This is a genomic window from Thiovibrio frasassiensis, assembly GCF_029607905.1.
GTDB classification, from domain to species: Bacteria; Desulfobacterota; Desulfobulbia; order Desulfobulbales; family Desulfurivibrionaceae; genus Thiovibrio; species Thiovibrio frasassiensis.
The window spans coordinates 1102428-1126375 of the sequence record NZ_JAPHEH010000001.1 but is presented as its reverse complement, the minus strand read 5'-3'; the positions used below and the strand labels follow the sequence as shown (position 1 = coordinate 1126375).

General features: G+C 57.9%; 22 protein-coding genes. 10 read left to right on the top strand and 12 right to left on the bottom strand.

The annotated features are described in order from the left end of the window. Positions 1-92 precede the first annotated feature (92 nt). A complete protein-coding gene (gene guaB, locus OLX77_RS05325) occupies positions 93-1553 on the bottom strand; it encodes an IMP dehydrogenase (RefSeq protein WP_307632557.1) in 1461 nt (486 codons plus the stop codon). Positions 1554-1746: 193 nt separating this feature from the next. Further along, positions 1747-2667 (bottom strand): Ppx/GppA phosphatase family protein, encoded by a 921-nt coding sequence (locus OLX77_RS05320; RefSeq protein ID WP_307632556.1) that lies wholly within the window; start codon positions 2665-2667, stop codon positions 1747-1749. Positions 2668-2817: 150 nt separating this feature from the next. Here OLX77_RS05320 and OLX77_RS05315 point away from each other — a divergent pair, with 150 nt between their 5' ends. After that, positions 2818-3426, top strand: a complete 609-nt coding sequence (locus OLX77_RS05315) for an L-threonylcarbamoyladenylate synthase (protein WP_307632555.1) — start codon at positions 2818-2820, stop codon at positions 3424-3426. Positions 3427-3448: 22 nt separating this feature from the next. Here the strand turns inward: OLX77_RS05315 and OLX77_RS05310 are convergent, their stop codons facing one another. From OLX77_RS05310 to OLX77_RS05285, 6 genes are all read right to left on the bottom strand, one after another. Beyond that, on the bottom strand, positions 3449-3736 hold the full coding sequence (locus tag OLX77_RS05310; RefSeq protein ID WP_307632554.1) for an HU family DNA-binding protein: 288 nt from the start codon (positions 3734-3736) through the stop codon (positions 3449-3451). A gap of 14 nt (positions 3737-3750) precedes the next feature. Next, positions 3751-4605: a signal peptide peptidase SppA gene (sppA, locus tag OLX77_RS05305; RefSeq protein ID WP_307632553.1), complete on the bottom strand. Its 855-nt coding sequence runs from the start codon at positions 4603-4605 to the stop codon at positions 3751-3753. Between the two features lie 230 nt (positions 4606-4835). Then, positions 4836-6554 (bottom strand): 30S ribosomal protein S1, encoded by a 1719-nt coding sequence (locus OLX77_RS05300; protein WP_307632552.1) that lies wholly within the window; start codon positions 6552-6554, stop codon positions 4836-4838. A 230-nt stretch (positions 6555-6784) separates the two neighbouring features. Next, complete coding sequence (locus OLX77_RS05295) at positions 6785-7711, bottom strand: GGDEF domain-containing response regulator (RefSeq protein ID WP_307632551.1); 927 nt, start codon at positions 7709-7711, stop codon at positions 6785-6787. Between the two features lies 1 nt (position 7712). Beyond that, complete coding sequence (locus OLX77_RS05290; protein ID WP_307632550.1) at positions 7713-8147, bottom strand: NUDIX domain-containing protein; 435 nt, start codon at positions 8145-8147, stop codon at positions 7713-7715. Next, on the bottom strand, positions 8144-8728 hold the full coding sequence (locus OLX77_RS05285) for a 5' nucleotidase, NT5C type (protein WP_307632549.1): 585 nt from the start codon (positions 8726-8728) through the stop codon (positions 8144-8146). Before OLX77_RS05285 ends, OLX77_RS05290 begins: the two co-directional genes overlap by 4 nt. 456 nt (positions 8729-9184) lie before the next feature. Here OLX77_RS05285 and OLX77_RS05280 point away from each other — a divergent pair, with 456 nt between their 5' ends. The 4 genes from OLX77_RS05280 to bioF are packed head-to-tail and all read left to right on the top strand — an operon-like array spanning position 9185 to position 13657. Beyond that, entirely contained in the window at positions 9185-10162 is a 978-nt protein-coding gene (locus tag OLX77_RS05280; RefSeq protein ID WP_307632548.1) for an NAD(P)H-dependent flavin oxidoreductase, read from the top strand. Between the two features lie 41 nt (positions 10163-10203). Next, positions 10204-11541, top strand: coding sequence for a tRNA nucleotidyltransferase/poly(A) polymerase-related protein (locus OLX77_RS05275; RefSeq protein ID WP_307632547.1), 1338 nt, complete (start codon positions 10204-10206; stop codon positions 11539-11541). 44 nt (positions 11542-11585) lie between these two features. Further along, positions 11586-12506 (top strand): biotin synthase BioB, encoded by a 921-nt coding sequence (gene bioB / locus OLX77_RS05270; protein ID WP_307632546.1) that lies wholly within the window; start codon positions 11586-11588, stop codon positions 12504-12506. Then, a complete protein-coding gene (bioF, locus tag OLX77_RS05265; RefSeq protein WP_307632545.1) occupies positions 12494-13657 on the top strand; it encodes an 8-amino-7-oxononanoate synthase in 1164 nt (387 codons plus the stop codon). The genes bioB and bioF overlap by 13 nt, the downstream gene beginning before the upstream one ends. Before the next feature lie 97 nt (positions 13658-13754). Here bioF and OLX77_RS05260 read toward each other — a convergent pair whose 3' ends face one another. The 4 genes from OLX77_RS05260 to OLX77_RS05245 all read right to left on the bottom strand — a co-directional run bounded on the left by OLX77_RS05260 (position 13755) and on the right by OLX77_RS05245 (position 18855). Next, on the bottom strand, positions 13755-13994 hold the full coding sequence (locus OLX77_RS05260; RefSeq protein ID WP_307632544.1) for a hypothetical protein: 240 nt from the start codon (positions 13992-13994) through the stop codon (positions 13755-13757). 193 nt (positions 13995-14187) lie between these two features. Beyond that, a complete protein-coding gene (mutM, locus tag OLX77_RS05255) occupies positions 14188-15012 on the bottom strand; it encodes a bifunctional DNA-formamidopyrimidine glycosylase/DNA-(apurinic or apyrimidinic site) lyase (protein ID WP_307632543.1) in 825 nt (274 codons plus the stop codon). Positions 15013-15028: 16 nt separating this feature from the next. Then, the gene (locus OLX77_RS05250; protein ID WP_307632542.1) at positions 15029-15718 is read right to left on the bottom strand and encodes a TVP38/TMEM64 family protein; all 690 of its coding nucleotides are present in this window, start codon (positions 15716-15718) and stop codon (positions 15029-15031) included. After that, complete coding sequence (locus tag OLX77_RS05245; protein ID WP_307632541.1) at positions 15715-18855, bottom strand: DUF5714 domain-containing protein; 3141 nt, start codon at positions 18853-18855, stop codon at positions 15715-15717. The genes OLX77_RS05250 and OLX77_RS05245 overlap by 4 nt, the downstream gene beginning before the upstream one ends. A 147-nt stretch (positions 18856-19002) precedes the next feature. Here OLX77_RS05245 and OLX77_RS05240 point away from each other — a divergent pair, with 147 nt between their 5' ends. The 5 genes from OLX77_RS05240 (at position 19003) to gatA (ending at position 23920) form a co-directional block, all read left to right on the top strand. Next, positions 19003-19590: a 5-formyltetrahydrofolate cyclo-ligase gene (locus tag OLX77_RS05240; protein ID WP_307632540.1), complete on the top strand. Its 588-nt coding sequence runs from the start codon at positions 19003-19005 to the stop codon at positions 19588-19590. Between the two features lie 45 nt (positions 19591-19635). Next, positions 19636-20682 carry a histone deacetylase family protein gene (locus OLX77_RS05235; RefSeq protein WP_307632539.1) on the top strand — a complete coding sequence of 349 codons (1047 nt, stop codon included), beginning with the start codon at positions 19636-19638 and terminating at the stop codon, positions 20680-20682. Between the two features lie 81 nt (positions 20683-20763). Then, complete coding sequence (locus OLX77_RS05230) at positions 20764-21822, top strand: HD domain-containing phosphohydrolase (RefSeq protein ID WP_307632538.1); 1059 nt, start codon at positions 20764-20766, stop codon at positions 21820-21822. A gap of 215 nt (positions 21823-22037) precedes the next feature. Next, positions 22038-22322 (top strand): Asp-tRNA(Asn)/Glu-tRNA(Gln) amidotransferase subunit GatC, encoded by a 285-nt coding sequence (gene gatC, locus OLX77_RS05225; RefSeq protein WP_307632537.1) that lies wholly within the window; start codon positions 22038-22040, stop codon positions 22320-22322. 140 nt (positions 22323-22462) lie between these two features. After that, on the top strand, positions 22463-23920 hold the full coding sequence (gatA, locus tag OLX77_RS05220) for an Asp-tRNA(Asn)/Glu-tRNA(Gln) amidotransferase subunit GatA (protein WP_307632536.1): 1458 nt from the start codon (positions 22463-22465) through the stop codon (positions 23918-23920). The last annotated feature ends 28 nt before the right edge of the window (positions 23921-23948 follow it).

The following is a 23948-nucleotide window of genomic DNA, read 5'->3' as shown; positions in this document are numbered from 1 at the left end:
GAGAGTGAAAAATGAAGGACAACTTCCCGACTTTCCGTCTCGCTTTTCATTACCTACCTTTTCATTTTTAACTTTTAATTTTTAACTGCCGTTCAGCCCATCCGATAATTCGGGGCCTCTTTGGTGATGATCACGTCGTGGACATGGCTTTCCTTGAGGCCGGCGGCTGTGATCTTGACAAACTTCGCCTTCTGGCGCAGCTCCTCGATGGTCGCCGCGCCCAAATAGCCCATGCCGGATCGCAGCCCGCCCATGAGCTGATAGATCATATCGGAAAGCGGCCCCCGGTACGGGACCTTGCCTTCGATTCCCTCGGGCACGAATTTGGCCTGGCTTTCCACCCCTTCCTGGAAGTAGCGATCGCTGGAGCCCTGCTTCATGGCGCCGAGCGAACCCATGCCCCGGTATCCCTTGTAGGTTCTCCCTTGGTACAGAAAGGTTTCGCCGGGGGATTCATCGGTGCCGGCAAAAAGGCTGCCGATCATCACCACCCTGGCGCCGATGCCGATGGCCTTGGCGATCTCGCCGGAATATTTGATGCCGCCGTCGGCAATCACCGGAATACCGAATTTTTCCGCCGCCTGAGAACAATTATGGATCGCGGTCATCTGCGGCACCCCAACCCCAGCCACGATCCGGGTGGTGCAGATGGAGCCGGGCCCAACCCCGACCTTGACGCAATCGGCCCCCGCCCGGATCAGGGCCTCGGCCCCTTCCGCCGTGGCCACGTTCCCGGCAATGACCTGCAACTCGGGAAAGGCATCCTTGATCCGGGTCAAAGCATTCAAGATGTTGCGGGAATGGCCGTGCGCTGAATCAAGGACCACCACATCCACCCCGACGTTGATCAATTTCTCCACATGCTCCAGGCTGGAATTCACGCCGATGGCTGCGCCCACCCGGAGTCTGCCCAGATCGTCCTTGGCGGCATTGGGATATTTGCGCACCTTTTCAATATCCTTGATGGTGATCAACCCCTGCAGGTCGCCATCATCATCCACCACCAGGAGTTTTTCGATCCGGTGCTCATGGAGCAACGCCTTGGATTGCTCCAAAGTGGTGCCGACCTTGGCGGTGACCAAATTCTTGCTGGTCATGACCTCGCGAACCAACAGATCTTCGTCGGAAACAAAGCGCAGGTCGCGGTTGGTGACAATCCCGACCAGCTTGGTGCCCCGCAAAACAGGGACCCCGGAGATCCGGTAGTTGCGCATGATTTCGTTCACTTCCCGCACGGTCTGCCCGTCGGTCACGGTGATCGGATCGATGACCATGCCCGATTCGGATTTCTTTACCTTACGGACTTCGCGGATCTGTTCTTCCACGCTCATGTTCTTATGGATGATGCCGATCCCGCCTTCCCGTGCCATGGTGATGGCGGCCCGGTGCTCGGTGACCGTATCCATGGCCGCGCTGACCAGGGGAATATTCAAGGTGATCGATTTGGTCAGCTGGGTGACCAGGCTCACTTCGTTGGGCAACACTTCAGAAGCGGCGGGTACCAGGAGCAAGTCATCAAAGGTATAGGCGTGTTCGATTGTATCGAGTGACATCAGCGGACTCCCAAAAATAATTATGACAGGTAATGCGCCTCGCTTGCCAAGGCAACCTGGGAATACTCAGCACTACCCCGAAAAAGGGGAAGCAAAAAACGGTAGAGTCTTCACTATAAAAAACTTTCAATCCGGAGGTCAATGACGAGTTTGCAAAGACCCCGCTTCTCCGGTCGAACCTGTGCCGGCCTGATCATCCGGCGGAGGCCCCGCTCAGGACAACACCCTCCAACAACCCGGTATCGCTCACCAGCACGGGGCTTGCCAACGCCTGCTGCACCTCCTGCAGAATCAGGGAACCGGCGACGATAATCTCCCCACGCCCTTCAGCCAAGCCGGGCAGGGTATTACGCTCCCCCGGAGAATAGGCGGCAAGCCTGGCAACCAGACGAGTCAATGCGGCCTGACTCATCGTATAATTCTGCACCCGCTGGGGGTCATACCGGTCCAGGCCCAAGGCAAAAGCGGCCAGACTCGTTGCCGTCCCCCCGGAAGCCATGAGCAGAGATTTTTCCCCGCCGCCGGCTCCCTTAGCGATACTGTCATGGACCGGCACCAGAATCGTTCCGATCTTCTTACGCATACCAGAAAGATCCGCGCCAAACTCCTCGCTCAAGCCGACCGCACCCAAAGGGAGAGTGATCAACCGAGGCTCGCTCTCCGCAGTGGCCTGGAGAATGACCTCGGTGCTGCCTCCCCCCACATCCACCAAAACGAGAGGGTAACACCGTTGTTCTTCAGGCAGGGCAGACAATGCCCCCAAAAGAGCAAGACGACCTTCCTCTGCGCCGGAAAGCACCTCCAGCGAAAACCCGAACAGAGATTGGACCCGCTGCAGAAACTCCTGACTGTTGGCCGCGGCCCGCAGGGCATGGGTGGCACAGGCCCGGACTTGATGTACGGGATAGGGGGCCATTATTGCAACGAAACGCGCCAGGGCCGCTTCCCCCCGCAGCATGGCCGCCGAGGAGAGGTAGCCGGTACTGGCAAGCCCCTCGCCAAGCCGGACCGTAACAAGATCGTGGGCCAGGGGACGCAAACGCCCCCCTGCCACGTGGGCCACCAAGAGACGGAAGCTGTTGGTCCCGATATCCATGCCGCAGGCTATGATCATCGCTGCTTCCCTGTCACCGCTTCGCTGTCACCGCTTCGCTGTTGCGTTTTTTCGGGTCGTACCGTACAATATGACAGGAAGAATGCCAATCTCCTTAGGGGGTTATCCTCTGCCGCCTGCCCCGTATCCCAGCACAAAAAGGATCGCCGCGTGATACTTGCCATCAATCCGGACAACCCGCAACCCCGCCTGATCCAGCAAGCCGCGGAGGCCCTGCGCAAAGGGGCGGTGATCTGCTATCCCACCGATACCGTCTACGGCATCGGCTGTGACATGTTCAATCAAAAGGCAATCAAGCGAATCCATCAAATAAAAAAGAGGCCGATACACCAGCCTTTCAGCTTCATGTGCTCAAGCCTCAAAAACGTCAGCACCTATTGCCATGTTTCAAACATGAGCTACAGGATCATGAAAAAAGATCTGCCCGGCCCCTACACCTTTATCCTGCAGGCGGCAAAACTGGTGCCCAAGATCATGCTCAGCCGACAAAAAACTGTGGGGATCAGGGTGCCGGACAATGCCATCTGCCTTGCGCTCATCGAAGCCCTGGGCAACCCGATGCTCAATACCAGCGCCATCCAGAACCCGGAAGATCCACCCATGAGCGAGGCATACGAAATCGAGGCGCGGTTTGGACGGCAGGTGGATATCATCATCGACGGTGGCACAATATACCCGGAGCCATCATCCGTTGTCTCGCTTATCGACGATCCCCCCGAGGTGCTTCGCCAGGGGAAGGGGGATACCAGCCATTTTTGAAGTGGGGGTGCAGCCCGACCGTTTACTTCCCGTTTTGAATCAGAGCGTCTTTCAGCGATTTGCTCATGGTGAAATGCAGATTTTTGCGGGAGGTAATCTTCATGACCTTTCCGGTCCTGGGGTTCTTGGTTGTCCTCGCCTTGCGCTGGCGCACGGAAAAACTGCCAAAGCCGCGGATCTCAACACGACGGTCCTCAGCCAGGGCCTCCACTATAGTGTCCAGCATGATATCAACGGCCTGACTCACATCTTTTTTCAGATACGCGCCCATCTCTTCGGCCACCGCATTTACCAAATCCCTTTTCAACATCGTTTAATACACTCCTATCGAAAGGTCCCTGTCCATTCATAAGCCAGCATCGGACCAGATAAACCTGTCTGCTGTAACAGCGATTCACTTTTTTTACCGGTCATCAATCGCAGGAAGGAAAAATCATCTCCCTGGGGATAGATAAGCTCCGGCATCTTCTCATCCTTCATTCCGGCCAACTCCGCGGCCAGCATGACCGCATCGCTGAAATTGCCCAGCTGATCAACCATGCCGTACTCCTTGGCCTGCTGTCCGGAAAAAATACGGCCATCGGCAATCTTTCTGACCTCGGCCACAGGCAAAGAGCGGCTTTCGGAAACGGCCTGGACGAACTGCGTCTGAACGATATCGATCATGCCCTGCAGCATCTGCCGCTCCTCTGCGGTCATGGACCGGGACGGGGAGCCGATATCTTTCAACCTGCCGCTTTTAACCACCTCGTTCTTGTAGCCGATCTTGTCAAACAACCCTTCAAGATTGGCAAACTTGAGAATAACCCCCATGCTTCCGGTCAGGGTGCCGGGGTTGGCGACAATCTTGCTGGCACCAAGGGAAACATACAAGCCACCCGAGGCAGCCACCGAACCCATGGAAGCGACCACCGGCTTTACGGTACTGGTGCGCCGGACCTCGTCGTAGATCTCCTGGGAAGCGCCCACCGCCCCGCCAGGGCTGTCAATCCTCAGGACAATAGCCTTTATCTTGGGTTCTTCCCGAAAGGCCACCAGATTTTGAAGGATCTCCTCGGATTCGAGGATAACGCCCTTAACCTCGATAACCCCGATTCCCTCCTTGAGGAAAAGCTCGGACTTGGAAGGACTGGTGAGACTGGTAATAAAAAAGGTTATCCCGCCCCAAAAGAACAGCATGATACCTCCCAGGACCAATAATCCCGTGAGAACCGGATGCTTGTGGCGGAATAACCCTTGTGACATGACAAAAACTCGGAATAAAAATTTAGGGGCCGTTCCGAAAGAGAGCACTATAACCGACGCTGCTCTCTTTCGTCCCTTTTCGGTACGGCCCCTTTCGCCGTCGCAGCAGGGCAATGACCCTGCTGCCGTTCACGACATTGTCTTGAACAACAACTTCAACCCGCTTACTCTTGGGCCTTATTGTCCATTTCTTCCTTCAAAAGGTCGCCAATGGTGGACGGGCCACTCTTGGCTTGCTTCTGCTTGTATTCCTCTAAAGAGCCTTCGGAAGACTCCTCGGTCAACGCCTTAATCGAGAGACCGATCTTGCGATCCTTGGCAGAAACATTGATCACCTTGGCCTCCACGGAATCACCGGCATTGTACAAGCCAACCGGGGTGGCAACCTTGTCCTTACTGATCTCGGACACATGGATCAACCCTTCGATACCCTCTTCCACTTCCACGAAAATGCCGAACTCGGTCACATTGGTGATCTTGCCCTGCACGGTGGTTCCCACCGGGTATTTCTCGATGGCGGCCTGCCAGGGATCCGGCTCCAGCTGCTTGACACCGAGAGAGAAGCGCTCGTTCTCACGGTCGATCTTGAGTACCACGGCCTGGATGGTTTCACCCTTGGCGTATTTCTCGGAAGGATGCTTGATCCGTTCGGTCCAGGAGAGATCGGAGACATGGATCAGACCATCGATGCCTTCCTCGATGCCGATGAAGACGCCGAAGTCGGTGATGTTCTTGATCTTGCCCTCGATAATGGAGCCCACCGGGTAATTCTCGCTGACCAGATCCCAAGGATTGGGCTGCAGCTGCTTCATGCCCAAAGAGATGCGCTTGGCATCCACGTCGATATTGAGGATGACCACCTCGGCCGCCTCACCAACGCCGACGATCTTGGAGGGATGCCGGGTCTTCTTAGACCAGGACATCTCGGAAACATGGATCAGGCCTTCAACGCCCTCTTCCAGCTCGGCGAAGACGCCGTAATCGGTGATGGAGACCACTTTACCCATGGCCTTGGCGCCGATGGGGTAGCGCTCCTGTACAGTGGCCCAAGGATCTTCCTTGAGCTGCTTGACGCCAAGGGAAACCTTGTCGTTTTCGCGGTCGTACTTGAGGATCTTGACCTGGATCTCTTCGCCCACCTTGAACAGCTTGGAGGGATGGGAAACACGGCCCCAGGAGAGATCGGTGATATGACAGAGACCGTCCATGCCGCCCAGATCGATGAACACACCGTAATCGGTGATATTGGTGATGGTACCGGTAACCACCTGGCCCTCCACCAGATTGGACTGCATGTCTTCCCGCAGCTTCTTGCGCTCGTCCTCGAGGATGGCGCGCCGGGAGATGACGACATTGTTGCGCTTACGGTTGTATTTGAGGACCTTGAATTCAAAGGTCTGGCCGATGAGGCTGTCCAGATCCTTGACAGGTCGGAGATCGATCTGCGAGTAAGGCAGGAAGGCGGGAACGCCGATATCGACGGAAAGGCCGCCCTTGACCCGGTTGTCGATCCGGCCCGAGATGGTGCCGTCCGCTTCCTGAATCTTGGCGATGTCTTCCCAGACCTTGATGCCAATGGCCTTTTCGCGCGAAAGCTTCAGGCCGCCTTCGGCCTCACGCTTCTCCACGAAGACGTCAAAGATGTCGCCAACCTTGACCTCGATTTCGCCATTTTCGTTTTTGAATTCGGAACAGTGAATGTCACTTTCCGACTTGTCGCCGATATCCACAACGACATAATCGTTGGTCATGGCGATAACGGTACCGGGCACGACTTCACCCACCTCCGCTACCTTGAGGCTTTCCTCGAAAAGCTGAGCAAAGCTCATTTCCCCTACTTCGACATCGGACTTCGTTTTGGTTGCTGTTGTGCTAGTTGCCATGGAAACAATCCTCCTTTAATAGATCGAGCTTATATACCAGAGAATATGGGCAAATACAAACTTTTTATCTGCACCGGAGGGAGAAGAAGCACGCAGAAAAGAGAACGGTATTTCCCTGAGGAATGCCCGTATAACTATCTATAAATAAAGGGGATACGGAGAGAAACAGAAGGGGAGGGACAAGGGCCATGCCAGGAAGAGATTTCGAGTCGCGATATTTTTTTACTTTTTCAGGGGATCTCCCGGCCGACCACCTCATCGGGACACGGCGAAGAGGCATCGACAATCACCCGATTGCCCCCTTGCGCCTTGCCGGAATAGAGCGCCTTGTCGGCGCGAGCCACCAAATCGGCGATATCCTCAGGCCAGGAAGTGTCCGGGCGGCGAAAAAACTGGGCCAAGCCGATGGTGAGGCTGGTTACTCCGTAACGGGCTTCATGCCCATACCGCTCCTGGATGCGATCAGCAACCAACCCGACCTGGGCGGCGTTGGCATAAGGGATGATGATGGCGAACTCATCGCCGCCGAAGCGGAAACACCAATCCACATTCTCCCGGGTGCACTGCACGAGGATTCTCCCGATATCATGGAGAACCCGGTCTCCGGCCTGATGCCCGTACTCATCGTTGTACTCCTTGAAGCGGTCCACATCGAGCAGAACCAGAAAAACCGGATATCCCTGGCGGTGGGCCCGCGGCACCTCCTCGTGCAGCTTCAACTCGAAACAGCGACGGTTATAGAGGTCGGTGAGCATGTCACACATGGAGAGATGCTCAAGTTTCCGGATCAGGGTCTGCTCGCGGATAACCCGGCTGATCTTCGCCTCAAGCTCGTCCATGCCGAAGGGCTTGGTGATAAAATCGCTGGCGCCGGCCCGGATAACATCGGTATAGCCATGGGTCTCGGCATGACCGGTAATAACAATGACCTCAACCTGGGGATATTCCGCCTTGACATGCTTCAAAAGCTGCATGCCGTCACAGCGCGGCATGGTGAGATCGGTGAGGACCATGCTGAACTCACCTTCCTTGAGCTTACCCTTGGCCGCCTCACCGTCCATGGCCGTATCAAAGGCATGCCCAAGAGCGGTCATGGAAACCTTCAGCATCTCGAGGATGAACGGGTCATCATCCACGAGCAGGATACGGGTCTTCATTTCAGGCGGAAACTCGTTGTGCAGCAAAATAGTCACCCAAAATCCTTGCATGATCAAAGGCCAGTGGCGGCAGCGACTCCTCTTGGAAGATCGCGACCTCGCCCGCATCATCGCCAGCCACCGGCGCACCTTCCGCCGTGGCAAGAAAAACCGTGCTCACCGTGTGCTGCCGCGGGTCGCGCTCCGGATCGGAATAGGTATGAAACTGGCGGCCAAGACGAACCGCGAGCCCGGTTTCCTCGCACGCTTCCCGCACCGCCGCCTGCTCCAGCGATTCCCCGTAATCCACAAAACCGCCGGGCAAAGCCCAGAGACAAGGCGGATTCTTCCGCTTCACCAAGACAACTCCGGAGTCAAAACGGATGATGATATCCACCGTCGGCACCGGATTTCTATAGGCAGGGATCGCCTGACCGCAGGCGGGGCAGTGGTTCACCAAGCACCCTCCCCATAACAGAGGGCCTGGATGGTTTGCCAGCTCTCCACCTCCGGCAGATCATGTTTGCCCTGGTTCCAAGGCTGCCGATAGACAATGGGCTGAATACCCTCCTCCCGAGCCAACTGCAAGCAGGTCTGGGCCCGGTCATCCACAAAAAAATCGAGGCCCATTTCCCGGATGTGGACAGCCTTGCTGTCGTGCTCGCCGGTGGCAACCAAACGCACCCGCCCATACACCTGCGGGCCCAGTTCTTTTTTCAACCATCGGGCAATGGGCTTTTTTTGCGGGCGGGCCGTTATGAAGGTAAGGGGTCCGTGCTCCGCAAATCGGCTCAGCACCTGTCGGGCATGACTCATGAGCCGCAGACCGCAGGCAATGGGCTCTTCCATCAGACGGGCAAAGATTGTCTCCACCATCACCGGGTCCAGGTCGAGACAATCCTCCACCTGAAACTCGGTGATCTCCTCCGGGCGCACCCTGGCGCCATAATCGCTCCGCGCCAAACGGATAAAGGCTTCCATGGTGTCGGCGACCACGCCGTCGATGTCAAAGCCGATGCGGCTTGGGTGAATATGCATGCAGCATTCCCTGGTCCGCGCATATATATGTTGCGGAAAAGAATAAAAATCGGGTACATCTTCGCGCCACAGCGAAGTTGTTGTATTAGAATTACGTTAAACCAAAAAACGACAAAAAAGGCAAAAATTCTTCTCTCCCGAGGTGAGAGAGCCCCTTTTTTAGCCGGAGGGTTTATTGAAATCGCAACACGCTGCGTTTTCAATAATTGCCGCTACTCAGCTGTATTTTTTTTGAGTTTACGTCACGGAGAGATGCCCTTTTTCCTTAATTTCAAGAACCCGCCAGGTTTTCTTGACAAAAAAAACGAAAAAAAGCATACTTGCACATTCGACCCTAGCCGTCGAGAAGCACTGCTAGCGCTACAGTGAACGGCATAAGGAGCCGCAGCGAAATGGTTCCAGCAATAATGGTTATTTCGTAACGGCTCCTCAATTTAAACGGAGCACCAGACATTCATGAAGCTACCCCCCCTTACCATCGGCAAGTTCACCGCCCAGGTACCTCTTGTACAGGGAGGCATGTCCATTCGCGTTTCTACCTCGGCTCTGGCCATCCCTGTTGCCGAATGCGGCGGCATCGGCACCATCGGCGGCTCGGCTATTCCGGTGGAGGAACTCCAAGCTGACATCCGCAAGGCCAAGGCAGCAACCAAAGGGATCATCGCGGTGAACATCATGTTCGCCATGAAAAATTTCTACACCTTGGTTCAGGGCTCCATCGATGCCGGCGTTGACATGATCGTCACCGGCGCCGGTTTTTCCCGGGATATCTTCAAGATCGGCAAAGAGACCAATACCCCCATCGTTTCCATCGTTTCCTCGCCCTCCTTTGCCATGCTTGCCGAGAAACTGGGCGCTTCGGCCATCGTGGTCGAGGCCAAAGAGGCCGGCGGCCATCTGGGCACCACCGTGCCCCTGCGCGAGCTTTTCCCCGAGATCCGCAAGGTGGTCAAAAAGGTCCCTCTGATCGCGGCCGGCGGCATCACCAACGGCTATGAAATGGCGGAAATGATGGACAAATACGGCGCGGACGGAATCCAGATCGCCACCCGCTTTGTCCTCACCAAGGAATGTTCGGTGGCGGAAAGTTTCAAACAGGCCATGCTCCATGCCCACAAAGAAGACATCGCCCTGATCAAGTCTCCTGTCGGCTTGCCGGGCCGGGCCATCAAGACCCCCTTTGTGGAAAAACTGTTGCGCCATACCGACCTCAAAGCCAAGGAATGCAAATACAAATGCCTGAAAAAATGCGACCATGTGTATTGCATCAGCGACCGCCTCACCGCAGCCTGCGAGGGCAACATGGAAGACGGTCTCGTTTTTTCCGGAGAAAACGTCTTTAAGATCAAAGAAATCCTCACCGTCCGCGAGGTTTTCGACCAGTTTGTTTCGCAGGCCGAGTCCATGTACAAGGAACCTGCGGCGACGTATTAAGCAGGAGCATTATTACTTTGCTCTCCTGCCCGGAAGATCCCATGGACCCATCCACTGACTTGGCCGACCTGCCGGAACCCCTCATTATTCCACGGGCGGATCATCCCATCTCCCGCAAGGATATCGACCGCGAGGCCCTGAAGGTGATGCACCGCCTCCGGGACGCGGGCTATTCCGCCTACTTGGTGGGCGGCGCGGTACGCGATCTCTACCTCGGCAAAAAACCCAAGGATTTCGACATCAGCACCAACGCCCGGCCCGGGCAGTTGCGCACCCTTTTTCGCAACAGCCGCATCATCGGCCGCCGCTTTCGCTTGGTTCAGGTCTTTTTCTTCGGCGGCAAAATCGTTGAGGTTTCCACCCTGCGCTGCCGCAGCGAGTTTGAAGAAGGCGAACGGGAAGAGGACGAGGTGCTGGCCCACAACAACACCTTCGGCTCCGAGGCGGAAGACGCCTTCCGTCGGGATCTCACCATCAACGCCCTGTTCTATGAAATAGAAAATTTCACCATCATCGATTATACCGGCGGGGTGGCGGACCTCAACAACCGGATTGTCCGCATTGTCGGGGAGCCGGACCGGCGGATTGTCCGCGATCCCGTTCGCATGATGCGGGCCATCCGCCACGCGGCCCGAAGCAATTTTACCATTGAAGAGCGCACCTGGCAGGCCATTATCGCCAATCTGGACACCCTGCGCCTCTGCCCGGATTCCCGGGTCCGGGACGAGTTTTTCAAAGATCTGAACAGTGGGGCCTGCGCTCCCTGGTGCCGGCTTGCCGTGGCCAGCGGGATGTTCTTTCTCCTCCTCCCCTGCTATGAGGGGATTATCAGTCGCGAGCCGGAAGCACCCACGGAGGAAACCCAACTGCTTTTCTCCCTCTGCCAGGTGATTGACCGTTTGCATTCCGAAGGCACCCCGCTGCCGGAACATCTCCTGCTCGCAACCCTCCTGCTCCCTTGGGCCCAGGCGCGCTTCAATCTCTTACACCTGCCTGCCGAAGGCCGCGAGTCCTTTGTCTTTTCCCGCAATCTCCGCGCGGAGATTGATTCCCAGTTGGTGCATCTCAACGTCAAGCGGGCCTCCAGAGAGGATATCACCTCGCTGCTGGTCAACCTCCCGGTTTTTGTCCGCCACGGCGCAGAGCAGACTTGGCCTGCATGGCTGAAACGGAAGAGTTATTTCCCCGACGGGCTGCTCTTTTTTCAGCTTTACCAGGAAGCCCTTGGCGGCTCGCCTGCCGATCTCGCCCCCAGGCCCGAGCCTTCCCTTCCTCCCCGGCACGGTAAGCCCAGAACCGGGAAAAGCCGGAAGCCCAGGACAGAGAGCCGCACCCCGTCGTTTTCCGGCAAAAAGGGCGGGATTTTTGGCCTGAAATAGGCCTCTCCCTGCTGCTGCTTGATTTCAAAAGACAAGGCCATCCCGTGAACCAGCCGCCCGACATCACCGAACTCCAAGCACTGCCTCTGGCCGAACTCATGGGGCAGGCCCTGGCAACAAAGCTGGCCCGACGCGGAACATCCTTTTCTCTCTGCAGCATCATCAACGCCAAATCAGGCCGGTGCAGCGAAGATTGCCGTTTTTGCACGCAATCCGCCCATTACCAAACCGAGGCACCGGTCTATCCCCTGCTGGACAAAGCCCAGATCCTGACCGCTGCCCGGGAGGCCAAAAAAAACGGGGCCGGGCGTTTCTCCCTGGTGACCAGCGGCAGGGGGCTGGCCAGCGCTGATCTTCCCCAGATGCTGGAGATCATCCGCACCATCCGGGAAGAAGTGGGGATCAAGGTGTGCGCCTCCCTTGGCATCTTGGGCGAGGCAGAGCTCCGCCAGCTTAAAGAAGCGGGGGTTTCCCGTTACCACCACAATCTGGAAACCTCCAACGAGTTCTTCCCCCAGGTCTGCACCACCCACAGTTTCTCCGACCGGGTCGCAACCATCAAGGCCGCTCAGAACGTCGGCCTCTCAGTCTGCAGCGGCGGCATCTTCGGCTTGGGAGAATCCGAGACGGATCGACTCTCCATGGCCATGACCCTGGCCGAATGCGGGATTGACTCGGTGCCCATCAATGTCCTCATCCCCTTGCCCGGCACGCCCTGCGGCGAACTGCCGCCCATGCCCATCGCGGAAATCCTCCGCTCCATCGCCCTCTACCGTCTGATCCTGCCCCAGGCAGCCATCCGCTTAGCGGCCGGCCGCGAATCCGCCCTGAGCGATTTTTTAAGCTCCGCCTTCATGGGAGGCGCCGATGGCATGATGATCGGCGGCTATCTCACCCAGCGGGGACGTTCCCCGGAGGCAGACCGCAAATTTGCCGAAGATATCATCCAATTATGGTCGATCTGAAGACCTGGCTCAGCCAGCAACAGGAAAAGGGGGGCCTCCGCAGCCTGCGGCCTGTCAGCTCCCGGGCAAAAGGACGGCTCACCCTTGCCGGGGATGGAAACCGGGAGCTGATCGATTTTTCTTCCAATGACTACCTGGCCCTTGCCGAACACCCGGCCCTCATCGCGGCCGCCCAACAGGCCCTCCTCCGGTTTGGCACCGGATCCGGGGCTTCCCGGCTGATGAGCGGCGACCTTGCGGTGCATCATGAGCTGGAGGAAGCAATGGCCACGCTCAAGGGCAAGGAAGCTGCCCTCACCTTCGGCTCCGGCTACATGGCGAACACCGGTATCATTCCCGCCCTGATGAATCGCCACGATTGCGTCTTCAGCGACCGGCTGAACCATGCCAGCATCCATGACGGCTGCCGCCTTTCCGGCGCCCGCGTGATCCGTTTCCGGCACAACGATCTCAATCATCTCGAAGAGTTACTCATGGAAAAACGGGGCACCGGCACGGCCCTGATCGTGGTGGAGTCCATCTACAGCATGGACGGCGACCGCTGCCCGCTGCGTGAACTGGTGGCAATCAAGGAGCGCTTCGGTTGCCTGCTCATGGTGGACGAGGCCCATGCCACGGGAGTTTTCGGCGCAAAGGGCGGCGGGATTATCGAAGAAGACGGGGTGAGCAGCGGGGTGGATCTGGCCATGGGCACCTTCGGCAAGGCCCTTGGCAGCTATGGCGCCTATGTGGCAGGAAACAGGGAGATGATCGATTATCTGCTCAATCGGGCCAGAAGCTTCGTCTTTTCCACCGCTTTACCACCGGCGGTAGCCGCAGCCTCCCTGGCCGCGGTGCAGCTTATCCAGCAGGAGCCCGAACTGCGCCACGACCTGCAGGCAAAAATGGCCTATTTCAAGGGAATGTTGCGTGCCGGGGGCTATCTGGCGGACCTTGGTCCCTCACAGATCATTCCCATTCAGGTCGGAGAAAGCAAGGCAGCACTGGCCAAAGCGGAACTCCTCCGGAAAGAGAGGATCTTTGCCACGGCTGTTCGCCCGCCCACCGTGCCGGAGGGCACCGCGCGACTCAGGTTCTCCATTACCCGCCACCACAGCACAGCGGATCTCGCCCAAGCAGCCAAGGCGTTGCTGGAGGTCATGGAGCTTTAGCGTTTATTTCTGAAAACGAACAGAGGAACTGCAGGGGAGAGGGAAGAAAGTGAAAACTTCCGGGCTGGGAAAACCCAGCCCGGAAGGGGAACAGCAATTACTTTGCAGCAGGAGCAGCCTCAGGAGCAGCAGCAGGAGCAGCCTCAGGAGCAGCAGCCTCGGGTGCAGCAACAGGAGCAGCGGGCTCCATAACAGGAGCGGCGGGCTCAACAGCGGGAGCAGCCTGCTCAACAGCGGGAGCAGCTACTTCTGCTTCTTCAGCTTTCTTGCAAGCGATCAGGCCGGTGGCAAGAAGCAGCATCAGGGCAAGGGCAACAGTTGCTTTTACAGATTTCATGGTTCTCTTCCTCTCTTGGTGTTTTTAATAATTGCGACAATGCGCAGTACACTTTGGCAGTGATCACGCCTGGATCAGCCAGACAACTCTTCCCTCGGTCAGGGGTGACAAATATCCCCCTTATACCTCCGCTCTTCGCCCGAGTAAAGAAAAAATTTATCTCCCCCCCGAAAAAAACCAACCCTTCGCTCCTTTATTTTTGACACCCCGGGCACCAAAAGGTGGCCCGCCCGCCCAAGACAGTACGGACAACCGGCTGACCGCACTGCGTGCAGGGCTGCCCCTGACGTCCGTACACCGCCAATTCCAGTTGAAAATAACCGGCCTCGCCGCTGACGTTCTCGTAATCGGAGATAGTGGAGCCTCCCATGGCAATCGCCTTCTTCAGGATAAGCCGACTCTTGTTGACGATCAGCTGCCAATCCAGCTTCAACAAACGATGAACCGGGGTTTGCGGGTGGGTGCAAGCGGCAAAGAGCGTTTCGTTGGCGTAGATATTGCCAAGCCCCACCACCACCCGGTTGTCCATGAGAAAACTCTTCACCGGTGTTTTTTTGCCCCGGGCCTTTTCCAGCAGATAGTCGGCGGAAAAATCCTCGGAAAAAGGCTCCGGTCCCAAACCGGCAAAGGGATCGCTCTCTTGCAATTCTTTTTCCGAATACACCTCGACACAGCCGAACCTCCGCACATCGTTAAAACGCATCTCCTTGCCGTTATCCAATAAAAAGCGGAGATGATCATGCCTGCGGCGGGGAGAATCGCTGGGAAAGATGCCGATCTTACCGGTCATGCCGAGATGAAAAAGCAGGATCGCCTTGCCGGTCAAGCGCAAGAGGATATATTTGGCGCGGCGCTCCACCCCCAGAATAAAGGCGCCCTCGACGTGTCGGTACATCTTGGCCCTGGGGAACGGCTTGCGCAGCTTCTTGTTGCTGAAGGAAACCGAGAGGATTTTCCGCTTGAGCACCAAGGGAGCAAGGCCCCGGCAGACCACTTCCACTTCAGGCAGTTCAGGCATGACACGACTCCTTCTTTTAGCCTGCCGCCTCGGGCTTGATTTTTTGAATCACCCTGGGGATGAAGAAGGAGCCGACAAAGAGGGCCAGAGAAAAAAGAGTCCTCCAGCTCAGCAGCTGCCACCAGTCGCCGGATCTCCACACCTCGGCCAGGGTGGCAAAAAAGAACGTGAGGACGAAGCCGCCGGCGATGATGCCGAACAGGGTACCGAAGAAATACTCCCGAAAGGTCACCCTGGTCAGACCCATGCCGAAATTGAGCGGGGTGAAGGGGAAAAAAACCAATCGGAGGTAGAGCACCGTCGAGAAACCGTTGGCGGCGATCCGGTCATCGTATTTTTTCAGCCGATCGCCGATTAAGCCTGCGGCAAAATCCCGCCCCAGGTACCGGCCGATGAAAAAAGCCATGGAGGCGCCGAGCATGGCGCCCAGTTCATTGTAGAGAAACCCGTAGAAGGTGCCGAACAACAGGGCACCGATGCCGGTGAACATGGTGGCGGGCAGAAAAAGGCAGATGCCGCCAGCATAGAGAAGCACAAAGACCACCGGACCCCAAGGGCCATAGGAATGCACCAGGCTTTGCAGATAGTCCGGGGCAATGTATTCCCGCACCGGGCTGAAGCGAAACAGTCCGATCATGCCGGTAATAAACAACCCAAAAACAACCGCCTTGCCAACCCCTTTTTTATCATGCCTTCCCGGTGTCATTGTCGGCCCCCTACCTGTAATACCGCCTTGGGCCACAAGGAACACTGGCCAGCGATACATTCCCGATTGGTGGAAAACTGTTTACAGAAAAAATCGGCCTCGGCCAGAAGGGATATCGGCAGAAGGTGGCGGGAGAGAAGCGCGGCCTCCCGCAGGGCCGTGACCGTTTCCCGCTGGCAGCAACGCGCTCCCTGCGTCAATGCGATCTCACCCAACACCCGGGAAGTGATTTCCTGCACCTGTTGGCGGGGTTTAGGAGTCAGCGGTGTGGCCGCAAGCAGAACGCTGAAGGCAATGCCAACCCCGGCGGCCGCCCCGCAATTGCCCCAGAAACCGCAGACCCCGCCCGGCACCTTGCTGCCCCGCTCAATGCCGGTAAGGATGTCTTCCCGACTGATCTGGCCACCGAGGTTCCGGTAGGTGGCCAGGATAATACCGGGGACCATGGCATGGTGTTCCGGGCCATGCAGGGGGATGGCGGGATGGCGGCGGATCGTATCCAACAAAAGCAGCATATCCTGTTCTTTTGTTTCAGCGCAGAGCAGCCGGATGGCGGAGAGGCCGTCCTGCTGATGACACCCATCGCAGATGTAATGGCCTTCAACGCAGACAGCATTGGTTCTCTTGACCCCGCCGCAATAATGGCAGGCAACCTCCCGCTCATGGGCGAGATAGCCGATCTCCTTGCCGCAGGCCATGCAGCCGGAATGATGCCGGCCGCCAACGGGCTGGCGCAGAGAGGGAAGGGCAATAATCTTACTTGGCGCCTCCTTCTGCCCGGTGTCGCAACAGCTGCCGCTTTGCCGCAGAGGTCCCTCGCTTGATGGCGCACAGCAGCTATTTTCCTGGGCCAGGTTGGTCACCGCCCCCTGCCCATCGAGGACAAACAGGGACTCCGCCAGGCTTTCCGCCTCGCTTAAGGCCACCTGCGTGCGCTCCCCCTTAAGGAGCAGCGCCCCGCTTTCCGTCCACACCGCCGCAAACGGGCCCCGGTAGATGACCTCGACCTTCCGCTCCTCTTCCGGCCTATAGGCCCGAAAGGTGAGGGAATAGAAGCGGGTTTCGCCTTCCACCCGATAGGGGAACCGCTTGATCAGGCTGACTCCAGCAAATCCGGCCCCCCGAAGCATAGCCAGCAGATCCTCCTGCCTGAGCGCCCCGCCCAGGCATTCGCCCCGGAACTGCTCGTTATTCTTGATCGCCACCGGAATGGGTTCGTCGGTGACAATATCGGATACCACCAATCTGCCGCCCGGCTTCAAAATCCGAAAGATCTCGTGCAGGGTTTGCCGCTTGTCCGGACTGAGATTGATCACGCAGTTGGAAATCACCACATCGGCAGTGGTGTCCGGCAGGGGAATATCTTCGAGAAACCCTTTTTTGAACTCCACATTGTCATAGCCCAGTCGGCTCGCCACCGTTGCCTTGGCCACCCCGGCCAGATGGAGCATCTCCTCGGTCATATCGATGCCGATCACCCGCCCGGATGGCCCCACCTTGGCTGCGGCCATGAAGCACTCGACCCCGCTGCCGCTCCCCAGGTCCACCAGCACCTCACCGGGTTGCGGCTCGGCATCCTTGACCGGACTGCCGCAACCGTAGGATTTCTTCCGGGAATCGGCCGGGATAAAATTGGCCAGGGCCTGGTCCGGGGCAAAGGGATTGACGATCTCCTCGTTGGCGGTTATGGCGGCCCTCCCGTAAAACTCCCGCACCATGGCGTGTCCTTGGTCATCGGAGAGAGAGAGCACGCAGTTGCAATGGGTGAGCGCCACCTCCTGCCCACCATCCGGGCAATCGTAGCGCACCTCGCCCATGCGCAGGAGGATTTCCCCCTGGGTGCGCACGGGATATTGACGGGCCTGCCTGCTGATCAGCCAAAGGGCCAGGGTATTGTATAACTCCACATAGGGATCGTGCCCAACCAGAGCAACGCCGGCCAGGTAGCTGTGATCCAGATCACCTCCGCCCACCAAAAAACGCAAGGGGTTTGCCAGATAACGCTCGCTTGCCAGCAGGCTTGCCTTACGAATCTTCTCCAGCACCGGGCTCTGGCGCCAAACCGTTTCCAACCCATCGGCCAAAGCGCCGCAGGCCAAGTCCGCCATGCCCACCAGGGCTGGAGAGGGGTAGATCATGCCGTCCGGCCCCACGGCCAGTGATTCCCAAGCCGTGTTGGAGAGATCATGCCGAGTGGAGGGGGTGCTGAATACCTGACTGCGCAGGGTTTCCACATTGTCGATGCGCACCCCGCATTTTTCCGCCATCTCCTGGGCCCGGATCAGCTCGGGGAGAATCTGGGCAGGGGAGACGAACTGCTCCAGACTCCCCTTGCCCCGGACAAAATGCCAGAGCAGATGGATATTATCGATCCCCCGATCGGCGGCAAAGGCGACAAGCTCAGCCAATTCGCCAACATTGCTCCGGTTCACCGCCACGGACAGAGTCACCGGAAAACCCGCTTCCTTGAGCAATTCCAAATTCTCCAGCAATCCGGCAAAGGTGCCCTTGCCGCGTAAGGCATCATGCTGCTCCGCCAGCCCATCCATGCTGAGCTGCAGATGGAATCGTTCCCTGGGCAAGGATATAAGCGCGCCGAGGTGTTCCCGGATCAGCAACCCATTGCTGAGCACCACCACATGGACCTCTGGCTCAGCAAGCACCTCGGCCACCATGGGGACAAACCCCTGATAGACAAAAGGTTCGCCGCCGGTGAAATAGAAGAGGGTGCAACCAAGATCTCTGGCCTCCCCGATACCCTGGGCCAAGGCCTCCGGGGTAAGGGTGGCCGCCTGGGCCGGGGAAGCGCCGAACAGACAATGACGACAAGCCAGATTGCAGCGGTCGGTGAGGTGAAACCAGCATTCCTTCAGACTGTTCAGGGCAAGAAGTGGGTATCGGCCAGGGTACGGAGCAACCGCCCCGTCACCAAGCTGGGAGACAAGTCGTTGGCGCGTCAGTCTCCGGAGAGAAAGATCTTTTTCAGATGACTCGTTATCGGCACCATAATTCCCCCCCTGTTGCAGTTCCTGCAACAAGCAGTCGGCCAGGTGATCGGGCACGAACCAGTCCGGCTTTTCCGGCTGCACATATACCGGGATTCCGTCCTGCTCCAATCGTTGCCATTCTTCAAACATGGATGCGTCTCCCGCTCTTTCCGTCTGGAATTTAATCATTTCCTTCAATATACCGCAAAGCAGCAATCCGCGCAAAGCACAAAACAAAAAAGTTCGCCTCTGCACGCTGTTGCGTTATAATCCGAGGGATTGAGACAAGGAGCAATAATGGCAGAAGAGCGAACCACCCTGCGGACAAAGATATTGGCCGCCCGCGATACCCTCTTGGCGGGAGAAAGACAGCGTAAAAGCCGGGCTATTACCGAACGCCTTCTCGCTCTGCCGGAATTTGCCGCTGCCCGCACCATTTTCACCTATGTCAGCTTCCGGAGCGAAGTGGAAACCCTGGGGCTCATCACGCATTGCCTGGACAGGGGGGTAACGGTGAGCGTGCCCCTGACCCTGCCTGCGGAACACCGACTGCTGCCCTATGCCATCACCGATATAATCCGGGATCTTGCCCCGGGCTATTGCTCCATTCCGGAACCATTAGAATCTTTGCCCCTGGTGGACCCTGCCTCCATCGAGGTGGTGGTGACGCCGGGCAGCGTCTTTGACGCCAAGGGAGGACGGCTGGGTTACGGCGGCGGCTATTATGACCGCTTTCTCCAGACGGCGGCGCCCCAGGCCCTGCGGATCGGCCTGGCCTTTGATCTCCAGGTGGTTGCGGCGGTGCCCCTTAAAAACCACGATGAGCAGCTCGATTATCTTGTCACCGAAACCCGCACCATCCAGTTTAGCCGTGTACAACAATAATGTCGTCATCTGGATGGCCAAAACACTATTAAGGAAACAAACACCATGCGCCGAAAAACCGCGGTTCTGAAGGATCCGCTCTTTCTTGAACATGATCCGGGTTACGACCACGTGGAAAGCCCGGAGCGCCTTACTGCCATTTACCAGGCCTTGGCCCGGCCGGAAGAGACTGGGGCCTATCTTTTCCCCGAATGCGAGCCTGCCGGCTACGATGATCTGGCCCTGAACCATACCCCCGCTTACATCGAACGGGTGGCCGAAACAGCGGGCAAGCAGTTCGATGCGCTGGACCCCGATACCCACACCTCGCCCCGTTCCTACGAGGCGGCGGTGCTTGCCGCCGGTGCGGTGATCACCGGCCTCAAACTGGTGGCCGCCGGCCAGGCCGACAATGCCGCAGCCCTAGTGCGTCCCCCCGGACATCATGCCGAAGCGGACATCGCCAGAGGTTTCTGCCTGTTCAACAATGTCGCCATCGGCGCCCGCTATGGCCTGAAACATCTCGGCATGGAGCGGATCCTCATCTTCGACTGGGATTTGCACCACGGCAACGGCACCCAGCACTCCTTTTACGACACCGACGAGGTGCTGTACTGCTCCACCCACCAGTACCCGTATTATCCCGGCACCGGCTCCCTTGCGGAAACCGGCGCGGGCAAGGGCAAGGGCTACACCCTCAATGTCCCGTTGCCAGGCGGCCAAGGCGATCAGGACTTTGCCCGAATCATGAACGAGCTCATTGCCCCGGTGGCCCGCCAGTACAAGCCGGACTGCCTCATGGTCTCCGCCGGTTACGATACCCATGTCTCCGACCCCCTTGGCACCATGGCGGTTACCACCACCGGCTTTGCCTACATGACCAAGGTGATGGTCGACCTGGCCGCGGAACTCTGCGATGGCAGGCTGGTCTTGGTGCTGGAGGGAGGCTACTTTCTGCAAGGCCTTGCCGATGGCGTGCTGGCCAGCCTCCATGAAATGGCCGGAACGGGAGAACTCAGCCCCGCGGCATGCACCGCCCTAACCCAGACAAAAAGGGCCTTACCCGCACTGGATGCGGCCCTGGCTACGGCAAAAAAACACTGGACTTTTTAAAGGAAACTCTGTGTTATAAAAATGATAGTCATTGCGGCCAGACGGGCCGTGGTTATACACACCCCTAAGGATCACTTCACCATGGCACAGGCAAAAATCCTCATCGCAGACGACGACACCCTGGTTCGGGAGGCCGTCTACAAGATCCTCACCATGTTCGGCCACTCGGTCGTACCCTGCGCCAGCGGCGAAGATGCCCTGGCAGCCCTGAACGGCGATTTCGATCTCATCATCCTCGACATCAACATGCCCGGCTTGGACGGCTTTGAAACCCTCAAGTTCATCAACGAGCGGAATTACGGGATCCCGGTGATCTTTCTCACCGGCGCGGGCTCCATGGAGTATGCGGTCAAGGCCATCAACCTGGGGGCCTACGACTTCATCCCCAAGCCCATCGAAGATCTGGACATCTTCAACATCAAGGTCAAACGGGCCATTGAAAAACGGATGTACGTCCTCCAGGAGAAGGCCTACAAGGAAAACCTGGAAACCGAGGTGCGCAACAAAACCAAGGAGCTGGCGGAAAAAAACAGGCTGCTGGAAGAATACAACGAAAATCTGGAAATCTCCGCCCTGAACACCATGCTCACCCTGCAAACCGCCCTGGAAGAAAAGGACATGTATACCGCGGGCCATACCACCCGGGTCAATCTCTATGCCATGGAGATTGGCCGGGCCATGCGGTTGGGGCAGGACGATATGACCGTCCTGGATCGGGCCTGCAAGGTGCACGACATCGGCAAGCTGGTGGTGGATGTCAACTACATCCGCAAACCCGGGCCGCTCACCGATGAAGAATGGCTGCTGATGAAAAAACATCCGGAGGTCGGGGCCAACATCATCAAGCCCCTGACCTTCATGAAAGAAGAGCTCTTCCTCGTCCGCCACCACCACGAACGCATGGACGGCAAGGGGTATCCCGACGGTTTGGGTGGCGATGAGATCAACCTGTTGACCAAGATCATCACCGTGGCGGACAGCTATGACGCCATGACCTCCAAGCGCAGTTACAAACAGAACCTGGAGCTCAAGGCGGCCATTACCGAAATGCGGCGCTGCGCCGGGAGCCAGTTTGACCCCGAGGTGGTGCGGGTCTTTACCGAGGTTCTCGAGAACCAAGCGAAAATGAGCACAAACTAACCCTCTGGGCTTCGCGGGAAAACGACCAAGCCCCGCACGGCATTGTTGAAATCGCAGACTTCGCAACAGCCGCGCTTCCAACAGGAAGTAAAAACCACCGGCGACAGTGGCCACTTTGGCTTCTTTAAATTTATATCGCGGACCTGTCTCATCATCCCCTCTTGCAAAGCCATCAGGGATTGACTTGCCCGGCTGAATACGTTACAAATCAGAGCATGAAAATCACCCCGGAAGAAGTACGATATGTCGCCAAACTGGCGCGGCTTTCCCTGTCGGAAGCAGAGGTGGAAAAAACCACCCTGCAGCTGGATGGCATTCTCAGCTATGTGGAAAAACTGGGCGAGCTGGACACCACCTCTGTTCAGCCCACGACCCATGCCCTGGCCATCCATAATGCCTTCCGCGCAGATGAAACCCGAGAATCCTTGCCCCAGCAAGAAGCCTTGGCCAATGGTCCGCTGCAGAACGGCGAGGCTTTCGTGGTGCCCAAGGTTATTTAGACGCCGTGACAGTCAGTGTTAACGGCAACGAAATACGTGTTTGCCTGCCCGTTACGGACCTCCTTTCCGAGGTCCGTTTTTATTCGCGCTCTCCGCGCCAATAGCGGACATCCGGAAAATCAGCAGCGGTACGGTGCATTATGGAACTCCACGCCTTAACCATTCATGCCTTGCAGGATCTCCTTGCCTCCGGAGAGATCTCCTCCCTGGAGCTGACCCGTTCGGTGCTTGACCGCATCGACGGGGTGGAACCAAAGGTCAACGCCTATATCACCCTGGACCGCGACGGCGCTCTCGCCCAAGCCGCGGCCGCGGATACCCAGCGGCAACGGGGCGAGGGCGGAAGCCTGTGCGGCATCCCCCTCTCCATCAAGGATGTCCTCTGCACCAAAGGGCTGCGCACCACTGCCGGCTCCAAGATCCTTGAACCCTTCATCCCCCCCTACGACGCCACGGTGGTGGAAAAACTCCGCAACAATGGCGCGGTGATCCTCGGCAAGGTAAGCATGGATGAGTTTGCCATGGGCTCGGCCAATGAAAACTGCGCCTACGGGACACCGAAAAATCCCTGGAACCTCGCCCATGTCTGCGGCGGTTCCAGCGGCGGCTCGGCGGCCTCGGTGGCGGCGGACGAATGCATCGCCTCCCTGGGCTCGGACACCGGCGGCTCCATCCGCCAGCCCGCCTCCCACTGCGGCATCGTCGGGATCAAACCCACCTACGGAAGGGTCTCCCGCTTTGGGTTGCTGGCCTATGCCTCGTCCCTGGATCAGGTCGGGCCGCTCGCCAAGGATGTGCGCGACGCCGCCATCATGCTGGGCGCCATCAGCGGCTACGACCCGCGTGATTCCACCTCGGTCAACCAGAAGGTCCCGGATTACACCGCGGCTCTTGCCCCCGATTGCAAGGGGTTGACCATCGGCATCCCCAAGGAATACTTCGGGGCCGGTCTTGACCCCGAGGTGGATGAGGCCGTGCGCCGGGGCATAGCCCTGCTCGAAGAGGCGGGGGGTAAAACCGTGGAGATCTCGCTGCCCCACACCGAATACGGGGTGGCGGCCTACTACATCATCGCCCCGGCCGAGGCCAGCTCCAATCTGGCCCGCTACGACGGGGTCCGATACGGCTTCCGCGACCATGACCAGGACGAGCTGCTGGAGATGTACCGCCACAGCCGCTCCCAGGGCTTCGGCGAGGAGGTAAAACGGCGGATCATCATCGGCACCTACGCCCTCTCTTCCGGCTATTATGACGCCTACTACAAGAAGGCTTCCCAGGTCCGCACCCTGATCGTGCAAGATTACGCCAAGGCCTTCAGCCAGTGCGATCTGCTGGTCTCCCCGGTCACGCCGGCGCCGGCCTGGAAAATCGGGGCAAAGATCGATGACCCGCTGAGCGTCTATCTCTCCGATATCCTGACCATTTGCACCAATCTGGCCGGTTTGCCCGGCATGTCGGTGCCCTGCGGGATGAGCAGCAGCGGGTTGCCCATCGGCCTCCAACTCCAGGCTTCTCATTTTAGTGAGGAAAAAATCTTCCGGGCCGCTTATGCCCTGGAACAACGCCTCGGTCTTGCAGGGAACAAACCGCAATTATAAAAGAAACTAGCCACGGGGTCCAGGGAGG